We start from the raw sequence: 21,348 nt of genomic DNA, 5'->3' as shown, positions 1-21,348 counted from the left end.
CTAACTGAAAGTAGCAACGTGCATATCAACAATAAACAATTTCTTAAAGATGCACTAAAATAGCCTGGTTATGTGAAATATAAATTATTACACAAATCCATCATCATTCCATATAGCTATTAGCTGTTTAATTTAGATTTCTCTCATATAGATAGGATAGAGGGCAGGTGGATAAATTATTTTATTAGTACATTTCCTACCTATGAAGAAAACAAGATTAGCGAAGGGCTGCTTTTATTCATATAACTTATTTTCTCTCATCCATCATTAAATAATAGAAAAGGATAAGGGATCAACTTTTCTCAGCAGCTGCTTATAGGTCATTTATTCATCTGTCCCCCTCTTTAGGTGGGTAGACCTTCTTGTAGAGTGCAAAAGATTCTTTGAAGATCTCTAGCATGCTCATCTCTCGTTGAAGGGCATATAGCTTATATTCCCGCTTGAAGGAGGCAGAGACATCAAAATGCATCCCAATTCTATTGTCTTGACCTACTGCTTCCTTCTTAGGTATGCTAAGCTTAGTATTGACAGGCTCCTTACTTGTATTACTGGTTTTCTTTTTGACCTTCGATTTTTTTGCCATTTATATTTATTTTGAGATTAGCTTTATATTTCTGCCTATCCATAACTTTCACCCATCATCCAGCGCTTATACACTTTATTGATTACTGAACTTACTTATCATCGTTCGCTCCTGATTATAGATGCCTGTTAAGCTTTCTTTTCTTGCTAGCAAAGCCTCATATACCTCTTCTGCCTGTAATTTTGCCTGATCATGTTGGCTAGGATTTATCTCTAAAGCGAGAGTTTGCTCCATCAGCCCTCGGAAGTAGCCATAGAGTTCCCCTTGACGATCATTATCTTCAAAACCCATTAATAGCAGGATTGCACTTTCAGAAAGCACATTAATTTGATACCTGGGTTTATGGGACCAAATAAGTATCCCACACCGAAATTCGAGAATCTGACGCTCAATCAATCCTAGGATCACAGCTCTTTTATCTGGATAAGCGCTTGATTGGGAATTAAGTAAGGCTGTAGACATAGGTTACTAGAAATGATTACACGTTATTACTATACTATTTTTCTTTTTGGATAGGCAAAGCTGACTAGTTAAAGTTTTTTTACTCAGTGGTGATTGTAGGGTCTATAAAAGGGGCAATTGCTCGGCCTTATCGCTTTGTTTGATAAAATAATAAGATAGATCTTCTGTATGATTTTTTGCATCTTTATCCTCGTATAAGATGACTATATTCATTTTCACTCTATAGTCTAGGGCAAGCAGAATATGATTTATAAACAAACTTTTATCAAGATCAAATTCAGGATTGTTAATAAAGCTTTTCATCTTTTCAAAGGGTAGCTTCTTTTTATTGCAAAATTCCTCAATAAAGCCATAAGGCTTTTTATTGAATTCGTGACAGATTAAGCTACTGATCAATTCATAGCTTAGCGATTCACCGGACGCTTGTTCAAGTAGGGCAAAGTCTATGTCCTTTGCCTGAAAGGTTTTGGAAGCAAGATAGCTTTGAAACCAATCTGAAAAGCTAATATCTTGTCCAGCAGAAGGCCAATGAGGATAGGATGGAAGATAGCTATACCACCTTCCGCCTGTAATGAGTTTGTCTTTGAAAACATTGGCAAAGTTTTCTGCCGTTTCTCTGTCTTTGTAGATGCCCAGAAACAAGGCATCTTTTTTATATCCTTTGAGTAAAACTTCCCTGTTCTCAACTGTAGTCGAATCTAGGTTATTAATATAGAAATCTCTGACTACTGGAGAGTACTCTATAACCCAAAATCTCTGCCTACTATTAAAAAAAGAAGAGCCCTCTGGAAGAAAATTAGATGAGTGTAGGGTGTCTTGTTGCATGGCTATACGAACTATTGAAAATGGGTGGCATGATTTCTACCTCTTTTACTTTATTTATGATAATGATGAATAACAGAAAATCCATATAATACAAAAAGCGTGAGACTTGAATTTATCTGTTCTAGAGGTACCGCCAAGCACCTTTGCACAAGATAAACCAAGCCCACGCTTGTGACACGTAGGCGTTGATTTAATCTCCCCTGTGCAATTGTGAAATTGGCGGTTTCCTAGAGCAGGGATCTTAAATACGCTAACTGTTTATGTTACTATCTTTCTTCTATACTAAATTTTAATAATCCTTTTATCTTTCACTTATACAAGTGAATATACTTTTATCAAACCATTAAGTAAACAAGTATACAAAAAAAGATTGTAAAGACAAGATAACTATGCAATCGAATACTGTTCTGTAATATATAGTAGAATCAGTATTTTTTCATCAAAAATACCCTTGGAGGACTAATCAACACATCAAAAGGAAGGTATCTACCCCTTTGAAACGGATAATGTGCAAGAATATCACTACCAAAAATATGGCATTGATTTACTGGAAATCTCCCAGTCAGCGACTACCAGCAGGACTTAGTAGAGAAATAAGCATTAGCCTGCTACTGGCCACACCCGTGAAGTACTGACGCAGGTCATAGACAGCCTCAACCAGCGCTACGGCAAAGGCACTCTTACTCATGCAAGCAGTACTATTAAGCAGAGCTGGCAGATGCTCCCCAAGATATGTTTTCTCCACGCTATACAACGCTTTGAGAGAATATATTGAAAGTTAAGGCCAATTAATTCAATTATATTAATCCCAACCAGCCTAGGTGGAAAGTTGATCAAATTCCTATCTGATCCTCATTTTCCTCTTCGTTTTTTAAGTTTTCAGACATTTCTAAAAAGGTAGATGCAAGCTTGCGCAGTATTCGTGCAGTAGTTGGGAAGCTTAACTCTAATTCAGATGCCCATCTAGCATAATTCTCCGAAATCAATTTTTCCCTTTGTCCACCATCTACAGCATGGTTCTTACCATGATGGTTAAAACAACCAGTCCGGAAATATTGCTCTAAATGTTCATTGTTTGCCTCTTGCTCAATTATGGCACATACTGCTGGATGTGGCCAAACTCCTTCAGGCCCCGTTGGAGAGTGACTGAGTATTTGGCCAAGTTGGCAGCTAAATCCTTTGAATAAACTCTCTTTAATTGCTAGTTCTTTTACCTGCGAAACCCACGCCTTAAGTGCTTGTTCATCAAGCGTTCCATCGGCTTGTAATCCAGGTAGGCTATCCCAGTGGTGGAATAACTCCCAAACCATTGTTGCAAATTTGGGGGAAATTTGTCCACTACTTTCACCAGTTGAAGTCTCATTAGGAAGCGAATCTTTTTTATAGAGCAAGCCTAGTGCTTCTATAAAGAAAGCTGGGTTTTGCTGCAGCTCATGGTTAAGAATTTTGGGGTTTTTCAACAAAACAACAGAGCTCAAAGTGAAAGCTAATTGGATTGCTTTTGCTTTTTCAGCAACAGGCGTATGTATAAGTTCATCAAGTAAAATCTCCAGATTATGGCGATCAGGCATATAATTATCATTCCCCTTCCCCTTTTCTGCTAAGAGACTTAATGTTTGGAGCAAAAGATCGTTAGGTAGGGTTTTGTTGGTGTAATGCAGATGAACCAATATTTCTGTAGCAGCAACGGCCCTTTTAAAACGGAGAAATTGCCGGATAGCTTCTTCAGAATCATCTTCTTTTCTTACAAAAGCACGTGCCTGCAGCCAGTATTTTTCTACCACTTCATTGCCAAACTCATTAACTATCTGCCAAGACTCTGGTTCCATTGGCAAATGAGCAAGCCATACACCTAATTGTTCGGGTGTGAAGTCTTTGGTATGAGTTTTAATAAATGCACCTGCGGATTCATTGAGGATTGAAACAAAACTGAATGCAAGCCCTTCTTCTCCAAATGAATGCTCTGGGCTATCTTTGGAGGATAAATAAGTTTTTAATAATTCAATTTTTTCTTGCTCAGATAAGCTGCTACGGCCAATAGCTTGGCCTAATTCGACAGGTTTGGGAACTATTTTTAATAGTTCTGAAATGCACGATATACCTTTTGTATCGAGTATTTCTGCTAAAGCTGCATCTTGTGCATGTGAAATGAAATCCCTATTCTCAGTACGCTTTTTCATGTCAAAGCCTTCTGGGAGTTTGGGTCTATCAGTAAAGAGCCAAGCGTGTCTGTATAACAAGTTTTCCGGTTCTAACTTCTCATATAAAATTGAAAATGGTTTTAACTCTTTTTCATTCAATGACCATTCAGCTTGAGGAAAAGAACGATGGTGATTTAGCAGTTCTCTGACCTCTGAGCGAAGCTTTGCCCGTGCTTTATCACTAAGTGGTACAGAACCCATGTTATCCAACTGCTCAAATAACTTGTTGCGTAATTCAGCACTGTCAAGTCGTTGAACTAATTGAGGAATATTATCAATCAACTGCTCCCATCTTTCTGAGTTGGTACTGGCATCAAGCAACAGTCTCTCTGTTGTTCCAGCAATACTTTCAAAGTATTGCTTTCTCAAAACACCGTGTCTTGGTTTGATTTGCCAATCACGCCAGCGCATCCGTGGTATATGCGTTGGACCACTCGAATCATGGGATTTTGGTAGTAGTTTTATCATTAAATCCCATGCTATCTGTGGTTCTTCCTTTCTCAAGCGATCCAATACAGCCAAACGGCCATTTGCATTCACATTTGTTTGAGGATTCCATGGAATAAAAATCTCCCGCAATGAATTAATTGGCCTATTTGCTATCCTACCACCTGGGTCAATACGGGCAAGCTTGGCTAATGCCAAAGCTGTATCTGAAAGATATGCAGGTGGCCATGCAAGGCTTTCTAATGCCCAAAGTAATCCTGTATGATTTGAATTAGGGAATAGGAAACCTTCTTCTTCAATAAACAGAGTTGTTAAGATCGAATCAGTTCGCTTTAACTCATTTAATACTATGGTTAAGAAAGTATCAGGAGCGGCTTCTGCCAGCATTGGAAGGTATCTATCAAGGGATGCCCATAAGTGCCCTGAAGCATCAGCATTAGCCTTATCTAATAGCTGTTTTACTTGGTGATTTACCCAATTTACTTGAGAATTTTCACCTGTTACTGACGTTGTACTTATTAAAGCTAATGTATTAGTGATGCCTGCTCGTAAACGTTTTGAATAATCCGATTTTATTCCACGGATAGAAGCCGTATGCCTTTCATTAGGTGGTAAGGTAAATCGAGGGTGCGATGTCCCTAAAACTTCTAAAATAATTTCCTCAAATTTTTGCTTTGGCTCCGCAGAAAAGTAGTAAACTGTTTGTTCCCATACATCTGCCGGGTCAATTATAAACCACTCTCCAGCTAAAATGCGCACCGGAGAATTAGGCTGTTTTGCCCACTCAATTAGTAAGCTTTTGGTTGTTGAATAAGGTTCACCAGTTATTTTTTCTACAATACGCTGGTCACCTTCCTGTTCGTCTTGCCAGTAGCCAAGCAAAGCTAATGGTAAGAGTTTCTTTGCTATGGATGGCTCAGACCACCAAAGTTTTTGCAGACTCTTGTCAGTAAGTAAACTCCGTTGGAAAGCAGTAAAGCTGCGACGGGCCAATTGAGCTTTCTCAGATGCTTCTAATTCTGCTATTCCTATTTGTTCTAATTCTTTTTGAACAGCGGTCTTTTGTAAAGGAGTTACGATAAAATCTTCGGGTTTAGCTTCTGTTGCTGAGCGAGGTAGTATTACTCTATGCCCTTGCCTGGTAGCAGCACTAATCAACTTGGTTAGTTGGGCTGTTTCGATCTCAGGTATTAAAATTAACTTTGTATGGGAGAGAACCAAGTGATTCCAGGCCTCAATATCCCGAACCACAATTATTTTAGAAAGATAATATTCCTGCTGGTCTTCTGGTAAAGTTAAAATTGTAGCAGCAACCACAGCCAGAGATTCTTCTGCCGTGCTGGCAAATACATTTAAGACTATTTCGGAGCTTCTAAGCCATTTGCCTATATGTTCTACTGTAGTAGATCGACCCGCTAATAGCAAAGATGGATGCATTATAGGATCAGTTTGATGAGCCCAATCTTTCCACCAGGATTCTATATCTGACAGCCCCGGAACATATTTTCCTAATTGTGCCGAAAACCATATATGTACGGCAGGATGTAGTTGCATCCATGCCTCTAAATCATCCGCATCAATTACATGAATTTCACGCCATGAATCTTGTTGATCCGTTTGTTCTTTTGCCCAATCTTCTTTTCCTGACCAACGGCGTGCAACCACAAAAATTAAGGCCGTTTGAGAAATATCAATTTCAGGATTGGGGGCTTTATCACGTTTTTCAAAATCACCCTTAATTTTATTAGGTGCGTTTTGATTTGTGCCCAACTCCCACCTTGACCTACCAGAAGGTACATAGGGTGAAGCGCCTTCTGCTTCTTCTATTATACCGTCCCAACCACCGATAGCAGTTCCTTCATGCGCTCTAAAATGAATCCATTTCACAGATGGATCAGAATGTAAAATTAGACGGCGAATAAGATCGGGAAATATACCCCGTTCTTGCAGGTGATAATTTCGCTCAATTAAATCGGTAGCAGTAATTAGCTGCGAAAAAATCATAATTAATTTAAATGTCTCTCTTTAAGTAGTTTTATAATCACTTTAATATAGTGGATTTGTGCGGTTTTCTTCCTATTTTTTTTCCAGTCAAGGATCAGTTTTTATCACTAAAATAATCACTCCAGAAGTTAACGACTCTTTCTAAAAGTAAATCAATCGGTTCAGACGCTTTATCTGAATACTGTATTTCGAGGCGCGAAACATTAAATCCAAAGCTGAATGCCCTGCTAAACCCACCTTGATGTAAATGGCTCCCTGACATGTTGGATTTTGGATTGGAGATTGTGAAATGTTTTAAGCCAGTAGCCAGATCATGCATTGTTTTCAGATCATCGCAACTTTTGTAAAATTCTTCCCGCATACTTCCGACATTCGGAAAAGCCAGCTTCTCGTATTCATGAAAGACCCAATCCGTCAAATGCCAAGCTACGGCTGCACAATCCAGTGCTTTATAGGCTGACAGCGGATCATTGTTGAAATCCGCATAATCCTGTAGCAATTTCTGATACAAATCTCTGGAAGAGGTTAATAAGGTAGATTGATTCATATTTCCTGCGTTTAAAACATATTTTCGGCCAGCTGGTCTTTTTCCTCTTGTGATGGTTTAGTATAGCGGAATATCTCATTTATACTCACATTCCCACTCATATCTTGGGCGGTATGTACTCCGTACTTATCGGCCGCACGCTTCAGGAAGGTATGACGCAGCATGTGTGGTGTGAGGCGGATATTATCGCCTTGAGCATTGGCCTGGTTGCAGATGCGCTCGGCAATGCGGTACACGTCTTTTGGGTGCAGAGCATTGCCATAGCGGCTGAGGAATAAAGGTGCTTCCGGCTGTAGCTCCCCTCCCCTGCTTTTCAGATACGCATCTATTCGTTCCCGCGCTTCCTGCGGCACCGGTACTTTTCGGGTGATGTTATTGCCTTTGCGCTTTACGCCATGGAAACCGCGGCTATGATATTGGCCAAATTTCAGGCTGGCCAGCTCACTTTCCCGCAGGCCTGTATAGAGCAATGTATAAAACACGGCCACTTCCAAAAGTGGATTCTGATTAGCGCGTGTGCAGATTGCCATACGTTGATCGCAGGCTATCCTCAGACACGTCACTTCCCGTGGCGTGAGTCCGTTCCAGACTGGTTGCTCGATCATAATATCTTTAGTGCCTTCGACCGGCAGGCCGGTAACAAATGGCCGTTGCTTATGAAGCCAACGGGCAAAATGGCGAAGGGTAGCCATGATCCGGTTGATAGAGGTTGCGGTTAGTGGCTGATTGGCTCGTTTCCATTCCCCATTCTTTTTCTTTTCAGCAGCCCCTTCCTTTACTACCCCCTCTCCCCTTGGAGTATTCTGTAAATGCTTTTGAAATGATTTACTCATGGAACTTGTCCAGTAACTCACGCGGTCATGTCCCAGTTGAGAAGTATAGAACAAGAGGAATTTTTGCAGGTCTGCCCATTTGGCCCGTTCGGTATGAGGCGACCCTCCGGCTACCTTCGTATCACAATAAAATGCCATCCAGTCAGCTAGTGACTCCACGGATTTTATCTCTTCCAGGGGCGCTAAAATCTTATCACCCCCAAAGGGTATGACTTTTTCCAGAGAGGTGATTTTGGTCTTTTCAGGCATAGCGTTATGGTGTTTTTTGGTTTGTGGGTGATAAGCTACGTTATAACCCTCAAACATGCAATCTAGTGTTTAAAAAATCTGTGGTGCTTTAATATTACTACTGGAAATTATTGTGTCAAAACTCAGGTAATAATTTTTTTAAGTTATATTCAGAAGTTCAAGTATTTAATTATGGAAGAGGCATTACGAAGAATTGCAACCAATAAACTTACTAAAGAGATTCATTTGGATTTAGAGCAAACCAATTTAATAAGTCTACCAAAAGAGTTATTTGAATTAAAGTGGCTACAAAGTTTAAATTTAAGCAATAATAGGATTAGGGATGCTTCTACCTTACAACATTTAACACAAATAATCGAACTGAATCTGAGTAATAATAGAATTCAGCATTTATCTGGAATGCCCCAGTTACCTACTCTGACAAAGCTAAATCTGAGTTTTAATCATCTTCAGCATTTACGTGGTATGCCTCAATTGCCTGCCCTAATTGAACTAGATCTGAGTTATAATCAACTTCAGGATTTATCCGGTATGCCTCAGTTGCCTACTCTGATCAAGCTGGACCTAAGTTATAATAGAATTCAGGATTTATCCGGTATGCCCCAGTTGCCTGCCCTAACTGAACTAGATCTGAATAGCAATGAACTTCAGGATTTACGTGGTATGCCTCAATTGCCTGCCCTAATTGAACTAGATCTGAGTTATAATCAACTTCAGGATTTATCCGGTATGCCTCAGTTGCCTACTCTGATCAAGCTGGACCTAAGTTATAATAGAATTCAGGATTTATCTGGTATACCCCAATTGCCTACTTTGATGAATCTGACTCTGAGTTATAATAAACTTCAGCATTTATCTGGTATGCCCCAGTTGCCTGACCTAATTGAACTGCATTTGAATAGTAATAAACTTCAGGATTTACGTAGTATGCCCCAGTTGCCTGCCCTGAGTGAATTAAATCTGAATAGCAATGAACTTCAGGATTTATCTAGTATGCCTCAGTTACCTACTCTGATCAAGCTGAATCTGAGTGATAATAAACTTCAGAATTTATCTGATATGCCCCAATTGCCTACTCTGATCAAGCTGACTCTGAGTGATAATCAACTTCAGGATTTATCCGGTATGCCCCAGTTGCCTGCCCTAACTGAACTAGATCTGAATAGCAATGAACTTCAGGATTTATCTAGTATGCCTCAGTTACCTGCCCTGAGTGAATTAAATCTGAAAAACAATGAACTTCAGGATTTATCTAGTATGCCTCAGTTGCCTACTCTGATGAATCTGAATCTAAATAGTAATCAACTTCAGAATATCTCTCCATTGCTGACTATGCGACATTTAATAGTGTTAGACATAAGTGCAAATAGAGTATCTGATATTGAGCAAGTAAAAAGTTTAACAGATATCCATTCTTTAGAAGAGCTTAAATTTGAGAGAAATCAAGTAAAAGCTATACCCAAAGAATTAAGTGAAATATTTAACAATTGTTTGAACGATCTTCGTGATTATTTTAAAGACCAGACTCAAAGTGGATTTGTAATCAACAATGAAATTAAAGTTGTACTACTTGGAAATGGTCGAGTAGGAAAGACCTGCCTCTACAAAAGATTAGTTTACAATACCTTTGATAAGAATGAAGAAAGTACTCACGCCATCCAGTTAGTAAAATGGGTTTGCGCCTTACCGGATAATCTTAAGGCTTTAGCACCTATGGGATTGCAAGAACTCATCCTTAATATTTGGGACTTTGGGGGCCAAGACATTTATCACGCCACGCATCGATTATTTATGAAGACGCAAGCCCTGTTTGTGTTAGTTTGGGATCTGGACAGCGAACAAAGTACTTATAGTATCGATACTTCTTCTGGACAAAGGGTGCAGTATCCTAACTACCCATTATCTTACTGGTTAAATTATGTCAAAACACTAGGACAGAATAGCCCAATCATTGTTGTACAAACTAAGATTATTAAAAATGAGGCTATCCTAGAACAGTTGCCTCAAAAGAGCGAATATCTAAAAGCTATGTATCCCATAGTTAGGTTTGAACATATTGATTCTGCCCACCCTCCATCAATCGGAACAGGTTTTATTCAATTAAAGAATACCCTTCAACATACTGCCCTAAATATTCTTAAAACTACTAACACTAAACTACCTCTGAACTGGTATCAACTGCGTAGTAAAATAACAGAATTGGCGACCAGTCAGCAGCAAATTAATTTAGAAAGCTTTAGGAAACTTTGCCTCGAAAATGGGTTGAAGGATACTTCTCCTGATACTGTTTTAAGTTATCTGCACAACTCTGGCGTAGTCTTCTATCAAAGTGGATTATTTGGTAATCAAATCATTCTCGACCAAAAATGGGCCATTGATGCTGTTTATGCCTTGTTTGACCGAAAGAAGTTGTTTTACCAAATTAAAGAAGGTCGTAATGGAAAGTTTACCTTAAAAGAATTGAAGTGGGTGTGGGCAGACTATACCTTAGCGGAGCAATTACTTTTTATCAGTTTTATGAAAGGCTGTGAATTATGTTATGACGTCAAGGATAATCAAAATAGGATGTTACCACCTGAAGAAAGTGTGTATTTAGCTCCAGCCTTGCTTGCGGATCAAAAGCCTAGTAGTGTTGAAGGAGCTTGGAAGAGGAACGAGGGGTTATATTGGCAGTTTCAGCATGAATTTTTACATTATAGTATTATACAGAGTTTTATCGTGCGAATGGGGAATCTGGAAAATGTCAAGATCTATGAAGTTTGGAAAAATGGCGTGTGGATTGAACATGCTGATGGAGAAGCTCTAATCGAAGCTTTTCCCATGAATAAAAAAATCATGATTCGAGTTAGAGATAAAGACGCTAATCGATTATTGGATAAAATACATCACGAGTTCTATCAAATTCATGGAAATGAAACAGAAATACAGGAATGGGTTTCTTTAGACGGAGCAAATTTTATAAACTTGGTTGAATTGCAAAAAAAAAGTAAAAAGCAGCACCAGCATATTACATCCCAAGAAGGAAATGAATTTCAAATAAATGATTTTAATATCTTTCTACACTTAGATAAAAAGAGCCAATTTCTGGACACAGGACAAGAAACAGATTCTGCCAAAGGAAATAAACTAAATAATAAACAAATGGACAAACGACTTATTAAACTTTTTATTTCTTATTCTCATAAGGATGAAAAGATAAAAAAACAATTCGATGAAGCTCTAGAAGTGTTGAAAAATTTGGGGAAAATTGAGGTTTGGGAAGATCGACAAATACTCGCAGGAAGCGAATTAAATAAGAATATTTTTGAAAACCTAGATAAGGCTGATATCGTTTGTCTGCTAATTAGCCCTACTTTTATGGCTTCTAAGTATTGTTTCGGAAAGGAAATGCAGGCAGCTCTTCGCAAATATGATGCAGGTAATGGCGTAGTTGTACCTATTATCATCAAAGAAACTGCCTTATGGCATCAATTTGAGATTGGAAAATTTAATGCAGTTCCGACAGATGGTAGACCAATTAGTTCCTGGCCTAAAAAAGATGCTGCTTGGAGGGATGTCATTGAAAAGATTAACAAACTTATTGATAGCCTTCAGGCAAAAATCTAGAATGTGCTTATATCTTGCTTTTCCCACATAATTCTTTTCACATCATTTTGATTGTTTTAACTACTTAGAGTTATGCTTTGAGGGTGATAGCTATTGTAATAACTCACAAATCATTGTTAAGAAAAAATAGTTCAGATTTTTAAATGAAATCTGAATTACTATAGTTAAAAATACTTAATGCTAAGTATAGGAGATTAATTAAAATTAAACGATTTTAGGTTGCCTTCATTTTAAGAAATCACTGCTTACCAAAATTCATTTATGGTCCCTAATGAACTCTACATTTCAGGTGTAGATATTAGATATCTTACACTACTGCTCTCTTTTATAGCTACTGGTTTCGCAATTTACATAGCTATCCTAAATTATAAATTATTTAAAAAGTCACTTCGCATTAGTGAAAACTCACATCAAATCAGCAAAGATTCACTCCGCATTAGTGAAGATTCGCATCAAATTAGTAAAGGTTTGCTTAGCATTAACGCGACATCACTAGATGTGAGCAAAAAAGCTTTTGAAATTACCAGTCAGGCAAGAATAACTGATACGGTACTTCATTTCAATAATCGCTTTGGTAGCATCCTTGATAAAGAAATTGGCACGGAAAATGACAAATGGTCTGAAGACATGTTCTGGGAAAGGTTTTGGGGCCTGCAACAAGAGCAGTATGTATTTTGGAAATGGGGATTAATTCCTAATGATCTCTATGCGTTTTGGTTGCTTCGTCGAAATAGAGATTTTGAATCAGGGTTGGATAAGCCAAGTATTGTGCCGACAAGTTATAAGCTTTCATTTGAAAAACAGAAGATTAAAAATAGACAATTCAACGATTCGAACGAATTTTTTTCCTTTTTTGACAAGATCCATGAGGCTCCAAGAACAAATGCTGAAAGTAAAATTAAAGAGATTGTTGAGAAGGAGGAAAAACGACTTATTAAAGATGATAGGAAAAAAAGCTAAGAATCAGAACGATAATCCATTTATATCCTATCGACAGCCGCATCTCTAAACTCTCACTATCTTACTTATTGATGATGGTAAAATAGATTTCTAGATAATGCAAAAGCTTTTACAAGTGAATGTTTTTCTCGGCAAATAGATCATATACAAAATGACTATGAATTGCTGCTTTATATTTCCGAAAAATAATTAAACCGCCTCCCCTACCCGGATATGATCCTTGTAAATAATCTAATGCCGTAATTGACAGCCTTCGACTTTTAAAACATTGCTGGACTACCCTGTGGGGAAGCAATCTATAGAAAGATACAAACTTCGCCTTTTCAATCAAAATGGTGTAATTACTTTAGCCCTTGTTTCATAAATTACTCCTTACTGCCATCTGTAAACTATCTTTCTATTTACTATATTTAATCTAGTCAATCATCTCTTTATTGATAACCGCATATTTAACTTAGGTGAAGAGGCCGCCAGAGACAAAACCGACTGGTATAAAAACACCTTCTTGTGATGTATCCTAAAACATTTTGTGTGCTAAACGGTCCGTTGATGAAGACTTATCAAGAGCAGTTAGCCCTTGAAGGCAAGGAGTAACTTGTTGTTGGGGTATGAGGATTTTTAAATAGAGGGCAGGAGTCGAACCTACTTATTCCACACGGGCGGCACAAGCCATTGCTACGCAATCCGCACTGATGGCACTTAACCATTCAGCCTACTCTATTATGAACGCAATATAGAGATTTTGTAACTAGACTGCTAATACTTTCATGTTACATACGTATGTTTAGCTTTCTAAGTAAAATATACCTAATTCTAGGTATTGCAACGGGGAATTATTCTCTATAATATTGTCTTGCAGCACTTGCAATTAATTTTAATATTACTTGTTAATTAAACTGATTATTTATGGAACCAAAAGAGCCATCAGAACCGCCTATAGCAGAGATCGCTGTAGGTCCAGCAAGCCTTGACCCAGCTGGGCCAGCCAGAGAACCAGGTACAGGTGGTAGTGCTGGGGGTGGGGGTGCCGCCGCTGGTCACTCTGTGAGCGGCAGAGGCTCTAGGGGCGGTCAAGCCAATGTTAATGTATCAGTGGGCGGAACTAATATGAGTGTTTCATCAACCGTAGTAAATTGTGTTCAAGATATTTTACAAAGTTATACAGGAAAAGGTTTTTTTGGAGGAATATTTAGCCCTTCAAACATTCCTGGGACTGCTATGCAACAAGCAGTTGAAAAACAACTACGAGAGGCACAAAGAGATTTTTCTAAGAGCCCTGGTGCCGGACAATTTATAGAAGGTGTTATAAAAGAAGTAAAGGAGGGCACTATCCCAACTTTTGATGCTAGTAATACATTAAAAATAGTTGATGGTTATAAGATGGAGTACATGAGGTTTGTAACTACCAGAACCGTTGCTGATACTACTCCTGCTTTAAACGCATATCCACCGCTAATCATTCATAATGTAAGGGTTCCCAGTTCTAGAGGTGAGGTTGAAGGAATGATCATCCAGGTACCTGGATACATTCAGAACCTACAGGGTAAAAAATGTTTTACAAACGTTCGATTCTATACAGCTGACGGAAAACATCCTATCTATGGTCACCATAAAGATAGAGCGTACATTGGTGAGGAACAACGCGTTCTAGGCACTACCGGTTATTGGTGGGTTCCTTCTCAGTTTTACCATACAATGGCTCATACCTTTTATATACCCTACTATGCCTTGAATTTAACTTTCTCTAACCGACAAACAACCCATACCTTTATGGTAGTTTCTGAAGTAGCTGTATTTATGAAAGGAGATAGAATGATGAATAGGATAAGGGCAGTGCCATTAATATTTACATTTAACTATTGATATATCTGTTAAATTAGTAGGAAAGAATTATAAAGAAGAGGCTATCGCTAGCCTCTTCTTTATGTCATTAAGTAAAAGAAAGGCCGCTTTCAAGCCGCCCGGCTAGATCCATAATTCCTTTTCTGCAGGCAAGGGTTTCTATCCACTCCTGTACTTTGTTTGTTTGCATAACTTAGTCTTCAAATCTGGTGAGTTTCATCTTATGGGAAGTCTCATACTCATGGAGCATACGGCGGTAATCCGAAAGGGCCTCTTTAGCATAAGAGATGCCTTTATTGCGTAGCTCTTGCAGGGTAGCATGGTCTTTCACTCTAAAGCCATTGCCGGTGATTACCCGCTCAAAGGTATAGCTATGAGCCTCTCTCATCACTTTCTGCCAATAAGGGGCAATCCGGGCTATCTTCTTTTTAAATTCTTTTTCCTCTTCCACGCTGATTAGCTTCATCACCAGCGCACAATGGGAGTCAAAATAATGCACCTCACCTGTCCGCTAGTATAGGATTTCATGGCTACAGTGGCCTTTGAGTTGATTCTTCCACAACAGCCACACTCATTGACATCATCTATGATGCCTAATACTTTGTACTGCTGTTTAAAATTATTTTCTAAGTTTGCCATTAAGAGAGCCTTTGTTTATTAAAAGAAATCTTATTTAGAAAAATGAGAACGAAGTTTTCTAATTCAACCCCCTCTCTAGGCTTTAAGTAATTTCCAACGTGCTTTATCTCTCTTCTCCACCCTTTTTGCAGCAAACTCCTTAGAAAACACCTGCTTTACTGCATTTTATAGGAAGGCTAGTTCTACCACATCAATATCTTCATTTTGATGTATATTTTATGATGTTTTTTTAATTGATTTGTGCATACACCTTTTCAAAAGCTTTTGCGGAAATAATATAGATTAAGCCTTTAAAGAATGGGTAAAAGGGGAAAATAGCAATGGTTTTTTTTGAAAAATAAATTTCATGTATAAGAGAGAAATGCATTTTTCAGGAACAAGATTTGCTGCAAAAAGACTTACTATAAGCCCTCCTTACAGAAAGTTATTACCTAAAAACTACACCAAATTTTATGCTAAAAACAGTACTTGTACTGCTGGCATGTTCCATGCTCAGCCTGACCGCATTGTGTCAAAACGATCAATCTCCTTCTACAGAAAATCCAATAGACTTTCAAGAAGTTCTGAAGACTGACTTTACAAAACTTATCAAAGGATTTCAGCAAGGATTTGAACTAGCCTATACGAAAGACAAAACCAGTATTGAAGGAAAATTGGTAAGGCCAATTTACCACAGGTTTTATGCTCAAGCAAATGGATCTGTGGGAACGACGACGAATCTAACCGGGTTATTTGACCAGCAGGTGCTTCCTGCTTCCTCTGGCGAAGTAATTGTTCATTTTTTACTTCCTTCGCCGGCAACTAAATATTTTTATGCTCCAGAAATAGATAATAATCTTTCTCAATTAGCTAATCCATTTATTAGTCTCGGTTCTATTCCTACCGCCAGCCCAGGCTATGAAACACCTTTTGAGTATAGAGAACCTTTGCGGGAAAAGATTATTGAAGGCAAAGTTGGGGGAGCCAATGGAAGGTTATACACGGCTAAACGCATATCTTGGCTTAGTTTAAGATCAAAATTTGATTATGCGAAATATGCGTTTTTTAAATCTTCAAATGTTTTTGCTTCACAGTTGAGCAACCCTTATCATCGTAGCTGGTCTGTAAGATTTGACGTAAACACCCTTTTTTCATGGAATAAAACCGATGTCGGGTGGCTTGCCAGAAAATACACCTTAGGTCTTCCTTGGCGGCCTGACTTTATATACATGAATTTTAACATTACCAGAGGTTTAGATAATAATATAGGTGGCCTTAAAAAGCAGTCTGTTCAAACGATCACTTCAGCATATATAGATCCTGGTAGTGGAACTGTCAGGCAAGTGATAGATAGCAAGATTGCCTATGAGGGAGAATTCCGTCAGTATACGACGACAACTTATTCATTGGAAGCAATTCTTGCCCCTATCCAACAAGTAGCCCTCTTTGGCAACGTCAAATCTATTGTAATTGAAAATGCTGAAAGAGAACTCTACCAGCTAGCCAATACGCATGCCTGGGAAGGTGGGGTATATTTCTATGGAGATGGAAACAAGTCCAAACTCAATATTGGAGTTTTCTACAAGCGGGAACAGAATTCATTAACAGATGACTGGGTAGGAACTTTCAATTTGCGTACTGCTCTTCCCATCGCTCCCTTGTAGAAATAAAAACTACTTATTACAAAAAAGGATAGAGATCATCTTTATCCTTTTTTGTTTTGTGATTGTTAGTTTGCTAACCCCTTTTTTTGATCAGATAATAGGCACTCACCTGTAGCACCCGGTTTGTTCCACGGGTAACATTGCGAAAATTCCCATTCTGCTCCAACATGCCAATCGTATGAATCCTTCGCAGTCCATAGCTATAGCTAACCTGCATTCCTAGCCTGGGGGTGAAGCTGTAAGAGGCCGTCCCTGAAATGCCCACATCAAATTTTTTGTATTGGCCTGTAATATCTACTGAAGCTTCCTGGATGGCTCTTGCTTTTATCAGATAGCCAAGCCCTGGCCCTGCCATAAGGGATAGTTTATCTGTAAGCCTGTAGCCTGCAAGCAAGGGAAGATCTATATAATCAAAACTTACCCTTCCTGCGCCATAGCCAGCATCCGGTTTGGAATGCCAACCTTTTAGCGAGTAGAGCAGCGAGGGCTGAAAGAATACTTTCCTGCTAAGAGTAATCTCTGCAAACAAACCGGCGTGATAGCCCAGCCGGTTATGGTTGCCGCCCAGGTAATTTATGTCCCGGCTTTTGAAATTAGCTACATTTGCTCCCCCTTTAATACCCCAGCTAACCTGGCTAAAGCCTGGCAGTGAAAGAGCGAAAGTGAAAAGAAGAAACAGGGTGCCTAAAAGAGTTTTTTTCATAAAATAAGCCTTGGGTTAAAAGTTGAACAGGATGTATTTTCTTCCTCTAACGGTCTTTTTTTATTCTCTATATTAAAATGTACTTTTTTGTTTGTTTTTTAACCCTTCTGAAAGGCTAATCCTGCCTAATGTACATGGTGATAGGTGAAACAGGTGGAACATAGCAAGTATAACTTTCCAACAGGGTTCTCTTTTTTGGCTTATCCATCTTACAAACAGGATAATGAGAGCTTGCCTAGCAAGGCTATTAGATTAAAGAGCATAATAAAGGCTAGGGAGAAAAGTTTTGTTGTCATATATTGCTCTTTAGTATCTTTTAAATTAATCATCCATTACAATATATTAGATTAACTTATGCTACTCCATTGATAAGTCCTGGAGGATGACTAATTAGCCGCTTTTTGTTTGACATATATATGCGTATGTCGCTACTGATGGGCTAGTTTAGAATAGATAAATGTTAAGTTTGAACAGAACTTAGTATGCCATCTTAAATTAATTCAAATGGTATCCTAAAAAGCTGTAATAATTAATCCTTGTATTCACCAGTTTATTTTTACTCTTACAAAAGGAATACATCAGCACTTCTCTGGTATAACTGGCAGGAAAGCCTTCCATTGGCTACATAGAATTGGAAAAAAGCATGGCAGGGAGGCAGCTTCATTTTATCTACATCTGCTACATTCCATGCACTTACAATGAGGCGGCGAGAATCAGGATTGCTTTTAACCTGCCGGATAACTTGCGAAATCTGATCGATCGTTTCGCCGGAAGGAGTAGCCCAGCTCCGCCACTGTTTTCCATATACTGGCCCTAGTTCCCCATTCACATCAGCCCATTCATCCCAGATAGATACGCCATTTTCCTTAAGATACTGTATGTTTGTTGCTCCTTTTAAAAACCACAGCAGTTCGTGTATAATAGACCGTAAATGCACTTTTTTAGTAGTAACCAGCGGGAATCCTTCAGCCAGATCAAAGCGCATTTGATAGCCAAATACACTTAGAGTACCTGTACCGGTGCGGTCTTCTTTCTGCACACCTTTTTCTAAAATATGGCGCATCAACTCTATATACTGTTGCATAGGAATAGGAGGATAATAATTGAGTAAGTGAAATTAGGTGCTTTTCGCTTCTTCTACAAGAATAGCCCTTTCTAAATTTATCGGGTGGTGTATCCAATCTGGTAAGTCCTTCATAGTGAAAACATTGTTAATGTCGCCTAAATGGTGTCTAGTTTTTAGCTGAGAGGTAGCCCCTTATGCTTAGCTCTACTAACTACTCATATTGCCTAGCAGCCTACTTTTTTGTATATTTTGTGCCCAAAATACTGATTAACCCTTATTTCCTTAACATCAACTAAAACCAGTAATGCTATGGCCAAGCTAACCGATAAAGTAGCAATTATTACAGGCGGCGCCCAGGGAATTGGTAAGGCCGCTGTGCAACGATTTGCAGAAGAAGGAGCAATTGTTTGTATATGGGATATTAATGCGCAGAAAACATCGGCTCTTATAACACAACTTATTAGTGAGGGTTGGATTGCTGATTCCACGGAAGTAGATATTACAAGCCTGGTTTCTACCGCAGCAGCAGCTAAAACAGTCTTTGAACGGTATGGCCGGATAGATATCTTGATTAATAATGCCGGTATTATCAGAGATGCTTCGCTGCTAAAGATGACCACCGAGCAGTTTGACGAAGTAATAGATGTAAACCTGAAAGGAGCTTTTAACTGCACTAAAGCTGTAGCTCCTTATATGCTCGAGCAGGGACATGGCAGAATTATTAATACATCTTCCGTAGTAGGGGTATATGGCAACTTCGGACAGACCAACTATGCCGCTTCCAAAGCCGGTATTATTGGCATGACTAAGGTATGGGCTAGGGAATTAGGCAGAAAAGGCATTACAGTAAATGCAGTGGCTCCGGGGTATATTGCCACTGAGATGACTGCAGATATTCCACCCCATTTAATCAATCAGGCAAAAGAACGGATACCAGTTGGCCGGATGGGCACACCAGAAGATGTTACCCATGCCTATTTGTTCCTGGCTTCCGATGAAGCAGGATTTATTAATGGAACTGTGCTGCATGTAGATGGAGGAATGGTAGCGTAATTTACAGGAGCAGGCTTGCAAAAAATGTAAGCCTGCTCTTATTTATAGTTCTTTAATTTCGTACTTAATTGCATACGGTTTAGGTGTCATATACTTTCCGGTATGTTGGGCAAATGTTTTGGTAAAAGAGGCCCCGTAAAACAAGATCATCGAAGAATAAAAGATAAATAAGAGCAAAATAACAAATGAGCCCGCGGCACCATAAATAGAAGATACGCCGCTGTTTACCAGTAATTTCCCCATAATAACTTTGCCCGACTCAAACATAATTCCGGTTACTACTGCTCCGGCAAATACGGCTTTCCATGCGGTACGCATACTTGGCAAATACTTAAAAAGCACAGCAAACCAGGTAGTTTCTACCACAATAGAAATAAAATGGCTAATAATATGTATGATATCAAAATCGTAGCGGGGAATTGTTTTGGCCAGGTATCTGCCTAATAAATAGAGCAGTGTATCTGATACTAGAGAGGAAAGCACCAGTAAGCCACTAAAAATAATAATACCCAGAGATATAATCCGTTGTTTCAATCTAAGGGTCAGCTCCTCTTTTTTGCTACTTTTTCTGGGTTTAATATCCCATAACTCATCAATATAGCCTTGTACTACAATAAATAGAGTAGTAGAAATAAAGAAAAGCAAGATAATTCCACCCACTGTAAAAAGCCAGTTGCCCTCTCTTTGCTGAAGGTTATTAAAAATAGTTTCTAATTGAGCTGTACCTGCTTCCCCAAAACTTTCCTTCAACTCTCCAAACAATTCCCCACTTACGATTCTTTCATTCAGAAACACCCCTAATAAATTGATAAGAATAATTAGAATAGGAGGCAAGGCAAATATGGTGAAATAAGCAGTAGAAGAGGCCATACGCAAAGGTTTGTTAGACTTAAACCTTTCGTAAGCATCTTTGAAAATAGAAATGTACCCCCAAATTTTTTTGACCCACATACCCTGAAATCAAATGTATAGTAAAAAATTGCAATTTCTGTAGAACACAATTAGCTACAGAAAACTTCATACACTTGTATACAGGACTAAAGCTATATCTGGCACTATTTGTTCCCGGCACGTTTGGAAATTTTGTTGAGAGAGATAGCTTTTTGCCTGCTGCATTTAAACCGGCCTACTAAATTGCTGCGCCTTAAAGCATGCTTGGTTACTCTGCCTTGTACTCTTGCCCGCCACAAACGCCAGCTGCCAGGCTTCAGCTCTTTACGCATTAGGTTTATTACTTCTTGTTCGCTCAGCCCAAACTGCACCAGAATAGCTTCAAATGGCGTGCGGTCTTCCCAGGCCATTTCAATAATGCGGTTTAGGTCAGTTGTGTTTAAGTTTGTATCACGAGAGTTACCCATAGTAAGTAAACAATTAGAAATGCACTTTGTTTTAGCTCTATGAAGATTCGGAAAAAAGCTGATTTACCGCAAAAGATCTGTGAAGTGTGTAAGCGGCCTTTTAGCTGGCGCAAGAAGTGGCAAAACTGCTGGGAAGCAGTTAAGTATTGTAGCGATAAGTGCCGGAAGAATAAAACACCTTCTTTTTCTACTGTGGAATCACTAAAATAAAATTTCAGCATATTCTACTATCCTTTTATTTTTTAGTAATTTTCTTACAATCTGACAGGAATGCCGGCTGTTTTTAAACTATATACCCTTTCACCCGTAGGTTAGCACTGTAATAGA

General features: G+C 38.7%; 16 protein-coding genes and 3 pseudogenes. 7 read left to right on the top strand and 12 right to left on the bottom strand.

All coding sequences use genetic code 11. From position 1 onward, the window contains the following. Nucleotides 1-658: 658 nt before the first annotated feature. Both Q0590_RS14200 and Q0590_RS14195 read right to left on the bottom strand, forming a co-directional pair. The gene (locus Q0590_RS14200; RefSeq protein WP_302038219.1) at nt 659-1,045 is read right to left on the bottom strand and encodes a hypothetical protein; all 387 of its coding nucleotides are present in this window, start codon (nt 1,043-1,045) and stop codon (nt 659-661) included. A gap of 102 nt (nt 1,046-1,147) precedes the next feature. Next, nucleotides 1,148-1,870: a hypothetical protein gene (locus Q0590_RS14195; protein WP_302038218.1), complete on the bottom strand. Its 723-nt coding sequence runs from the start codon at nt 1,868-1,870 to the stop codon at nt 1,148-1,150. 631 nt (nt 1,871-2,501) lie between these two features. On the opposite strand from Q0590_RS14195, the gene Q0590_RS37550 reads away from it, so the two are divergent. Beyond that, a complete protein-coding gene (locus tag Q0590_RS37550) occupies nt 2,502-2,645 on the top strand; it encodes a DUF4113 domain-containing protein (protein ID WP_366970445.1) in 144 nt (47 codons plus the stop codon). A 58-nt stretch (nt 2,646-2,703) separates the two neighbouring features. Here the strand turns inward: Q0590_RS37550 and Q0590_RS14190 are convergent, their stop codons facing one another. The 3 genes from Q0590_RS14190 to Q0590_RS14180 form a co-directional block, all read right to left on the bottom strand. Further along, a complete protein-coding gene (locus tag Q0590_RS14190; protein WP_302038217.1) occupies nt 2,704-6,522 on the bottom strand; it encodes a hypothetical protein in 3,819 nt (1,272 codons plus the stop codon). A gap of 94 nt (nt 6,523-6,616) precedes the next feature. Next, a complete protein-coding gene (locus tag Q0590_RS14185; RefSeq protein ID WP_302038216.1) occupies nt 6,617-7,069 on the bottom strand; it encodes a hypothetical protein in 453 nt (150 codons plus the stop codon). 11 nt (nt 7,070-7,080) lie between these two features. Next, entirely contained in the window at nt 7,081-8,208 is a 1,128-nt protein-coding gene (locus tag Q0590_RS14180; protein WP_302038215.1) for a tyrosine-type recombinase/integrase, read from the bottom strand. A 114-nt stretch (nt 8,209-8,322) separates the two neighbouring features. On the opposite strand from Q0590_RS14180, the gene Q0590_RS14175 reads away from it, so the two are divergent. The 3 genes from Q0590_RS14175 to Q0590_RS14165 all read left to right on the top strand — a co-directional run bounded on the left by Q0590_RS14175 (nt 8,323) and on the right by Q0590_RS14165 (nt 14,580). Further along, nucleotides 8,323-11,757: a leucine-rich repeat domain-containing protein gene (locus Q0590_RS14175; protein WP_302038214.1), complete on the top strand. Its 3,435-nt coding sequence runs from the start codon at nt 8,323-8,325 to the stop codon at nt 11,755-11,757. 261 nt (nt 11,758-12,018) lie between these two features. Continuing rightward, nucleotides 12,019-12,717, top strand: a complete 699-nt coding sequence (locus tag Q0590_RS14170; RefSeq protein ID WP_302038213.1) for a hypothetical protein — start codon at nt 12,019-12,021, stop codon at nt 12,715-12,717. Between the two features lie 906 nt (nt 12,718-13,623). Continuing rightward, nucleotides 13,624-14,580, top strand: a complete 957-nt coding sequence (locus Q0590_RS14165) for a hypothetical protein (RefSeq protein WP_302038212.1) — start codon at nt 13,624-13,626, stop codon at nt 14,578-14,580. A 172-nt stretch (nt 14,581-14,752) separates the two neighbouring features. Here Q0590_RS14165 and Q0590_RS14160 read toward each other — a convergent pair whose 3' ends face one another. Together Q0590_RS14160 and Q0590_RS14155 are read right to left on the bottom strand one after the other, a co-directional pair. Then, nucleotides 14,753-15,025 (bottom strand): hypothetical protein, encoded by a 273-nt coding sequence (locus Q0590_RS14160; RefSeq protein WP_302038211.1) that lies wholly within the window; start codon nt 15,023-15,025, stop codon nt 14,753-14,755. Beyond that, nucleotides 15,025-15,198, bottom strand: a complete 174-nt coding sequence (locus Q0590_RS14155) for a hypothetical protein (RefSeq protein WP_302038210.1) — start codon at nt 15,196-15,198, stop codon at nt 15,025-15,027. The genes Q0590_RS14160 and Q0590_RS14155 overlap by 1 nt, the downstream gene beginning before the upstream one ends. Before the next feature lie 452 nt (nt 15,199-15,650). On the opposite strand from Q0590_RS14155, the gene Q0590_RS14150 reads away from it, so the two are divergent. After that, nucleotides 15,651-16,841 carry a hypothetical protein gene (locus tag Q0590_RS14150; protein WP_302038209.1) on the top strand — a complete coding sequence of 397 codons (1,191 nt, stop codon included), beginning with the start codon at nt 15,651-15,653 and terminating at the stop codon, nt 16,839-16,841. A gap of 73 nt (nt 16,842-16,914) precedes the next feature. Here the strand turns inward: Q0590_RS14150 and Q0590_RS14145 are convergent, their stop codons facing one another. Beyond that, nucleotides 16,915-17,544 carry a porin family protein gene (locus Q0590_RS14145; protein ID WP_302038208.1) on the bottom strand — a complete coding sequence of 210 codons (630 nt, stop codon included), beginning with the start codon at nt 17,542-17,544 and terminating at the stop codon, nt 16,915-16,917. 568 nt (nt 17,545-18,112) lie between these two features. Continuing rightward, a pseudogene (locus Q0590_RS14140) lies at nt 18,113-18,628 on the bottom strand (thymidylate synthase); the annotation flags it as partial. A gap of 291 nt (nt 18,629-18,919) precedes the next feature. On the opposite strand from Q0590_RS14140, the pseudogene Q0590_RS14135 reads away from it, so the two are divergent. Beyond that, a pseudogene (locus Q0590_RS14135) lies at nt 18,920-19,597 on the top strand (SDR family NAD(P)-dependent oxidoreductase); the annotation flags it as partial. Here Q0590_RS14135 and Q0590_RS37775 read toward each other — a convergent pair. The 3 genes and pseudogenes from Q0590_RS37775 to Q0590_RS14125 all read right to left on the bottom strand — a co-directional run. Then, nucleotides 19,586-19,639 (bottom strand): annotated as a pseudogene (locus Q0590_RS37775) (hypothetical protein); the annotation flags it as partial. The pseudogenes Q0590_RS14135 and Q0590_RS37775 sit on opposite strands and share 12 nt — an antisense overlap. Nucleotides 19,640-19,705: 66 nt before the next feature. Then, nucleotides 19,706-20,614, bottom strand: a complete 909-nt coding sequence (locus Q0590_RS14130) for a YihY/virulence factor BrkB family protein (protein ID WP_495560967.1) — start codon at nt 20,612-20,614, stop codon at nt 19,706-19,708. 104 nt (nt 20,615-20,718) lie between these two features. Continuing rightward, a complete protein-coding gene (locus tag Q0590_RS14125; RefSeq protein WP_302038205.1) occupies nt 20,719-21,021 on the bottom strand; it encodes a TIGR03643 family protein in 303 nt (100 codons plus the stop codon). Nucleotides 21,022-21,060: 39 nt separating this feature from the next. Between Q0590_RS14125 and Q0590_RS14120 the strand changes: the two genes are divergently transcribed. Beyond that, nucleotides 21,061-21,231, top strand: coding sequence for a DUF2256 domain-containing protein (locus tag Q0590_RS14120; RefSeq protein WP_302038204.1), 171 nt, complete (start codon nt 21,061-21,063; stop codon nt 21,229-21,231). The last annotated feature ends 117 nt before the right edge of the window (nt 21,232-21,348 follow it).

Origin of the sequence: Rhodocytophaga aerolata (assembly GCF_030503435.1) — a bacterium.
Lineage (GTDB): Bacteria > Bacteroidota > Bacteroidia > Cytophagales > 172606-1 > Rhodocytophaga > Rhodocytophaga aerolata.
Note: the sequence above shows the minus strand (reverse complement) of the source record. Positions and strands in the feature narration are given on the sequence as shown.

Excerpts from the sequence above, each read along its gene's own strand:
- Q0590_RS14125 (WP_302038205.1), bottom strand. The coding sequence starts at position 21,021 with ATGGGTAACTCTCGTGATACAAACTTAAACACAACTGACCTAAACCGC.
- Q0590_RS14175 (WP_302038214.1), top strand. The coding sequence starts at position 8,323 with ATGGAAGAGGCATTACGAAGAATTGCAACCAATAAACTTACTAAAGAG.
- Q0590_RS14170 (WP_302038213.1), top strand. The coding sequence starts at position 12,019 with ATGGTCCCTAATGAACTCTACATTTCAGGTGTAGATATTAGATATCTT.
- Q0590_RS14200 (WP_302038219.1), bottom strand. The coding sequence starts at position 1,045 with ATGTCTACAGCCTTACTTAATTCCCAATCAAGCGCTTATCCAGATAAA.
- Q0590_RS14180 (WP_302038215.1), bottom strand. The coding sequence starts at position 8,208 with ATGTTTGAGGGTTATAACGTAGCTTATCACCCACAAACCAAAAAACAC.
- Q0590_RS14185 (WP_302038216.1), bottom strand. The coding sequence starts at position 7,069 with ATGAATCAATCTACCTTATTAACCTCTTCCAGAGATTTGTATCAGAAA.
- Q0590_RS14195 (WP_302038218.1), bottom strand. The coding sequence starts at position 1,870 with ATGCAACAAGACACCCTACACTCATCTAATTTTCTTCCAGAGGGCTCT.
- Q0590_RS14130 (WP_495560967.1), bottom strand. The coding sequence starts at position 20,614 with ATGTGGGTCAAAAAAATTTGGGGGTACATTTCTATTTTCAAAGATGCT.
- Q0590_RS14120 (WP_302038204.1), top strand. The coding sequence starts at position 21,061 with ATGAAGATTCGGAAAAAAGCTGATTTACCGCAAAAGATCTGTGAAGTG.
- Q0590_RS14155 (WP_302038210.1), bottom strand. The coding sequence starts at position 15,198 with ATGGCAAACTTAGAAAATAATTTTAAACAGCAGTACAAAGTATTAGGC.
- Q0590_RS14160 (WP_302038211.1), bottom strand. The coding sequence starts at position 15,025 with ATGAAGCTAATCAGCGTGGAAGAGGAAAAAGAATTTAAAAAGAAGATA.
- Q0590_RS14165 (WP_302038212.1), top strand. The coding sequence starts at position 13,624 with ATGGAACCAAAAGAGCCATCAGAACCGCCTATAGCAGAGATCGCTGTA.
- Q0590_RS14190 (WP_302038217.1), bottom strand. The coding sequence starts at position 6,522 with ATGATTTTTTCGCAGCTAATTACTGCTACCGATTTAATTGAGCGAAAT.
- Q0590_RS14145 (WP_302038208.1), bottom strand. The coding sequence starts at position 17,544 with ATGAAAAAAACTCTTTTAGGCACCCTGTTTCTTCTTTTCACTTTCGCT.
- Q0590_RS14150 (WP_302038209.1), top strand. The coding sequence starts at position 15,651 with ATGCTAAAAACAGTACTTGTACTGCTGGCATGTTCCATGCTCAGCCTG.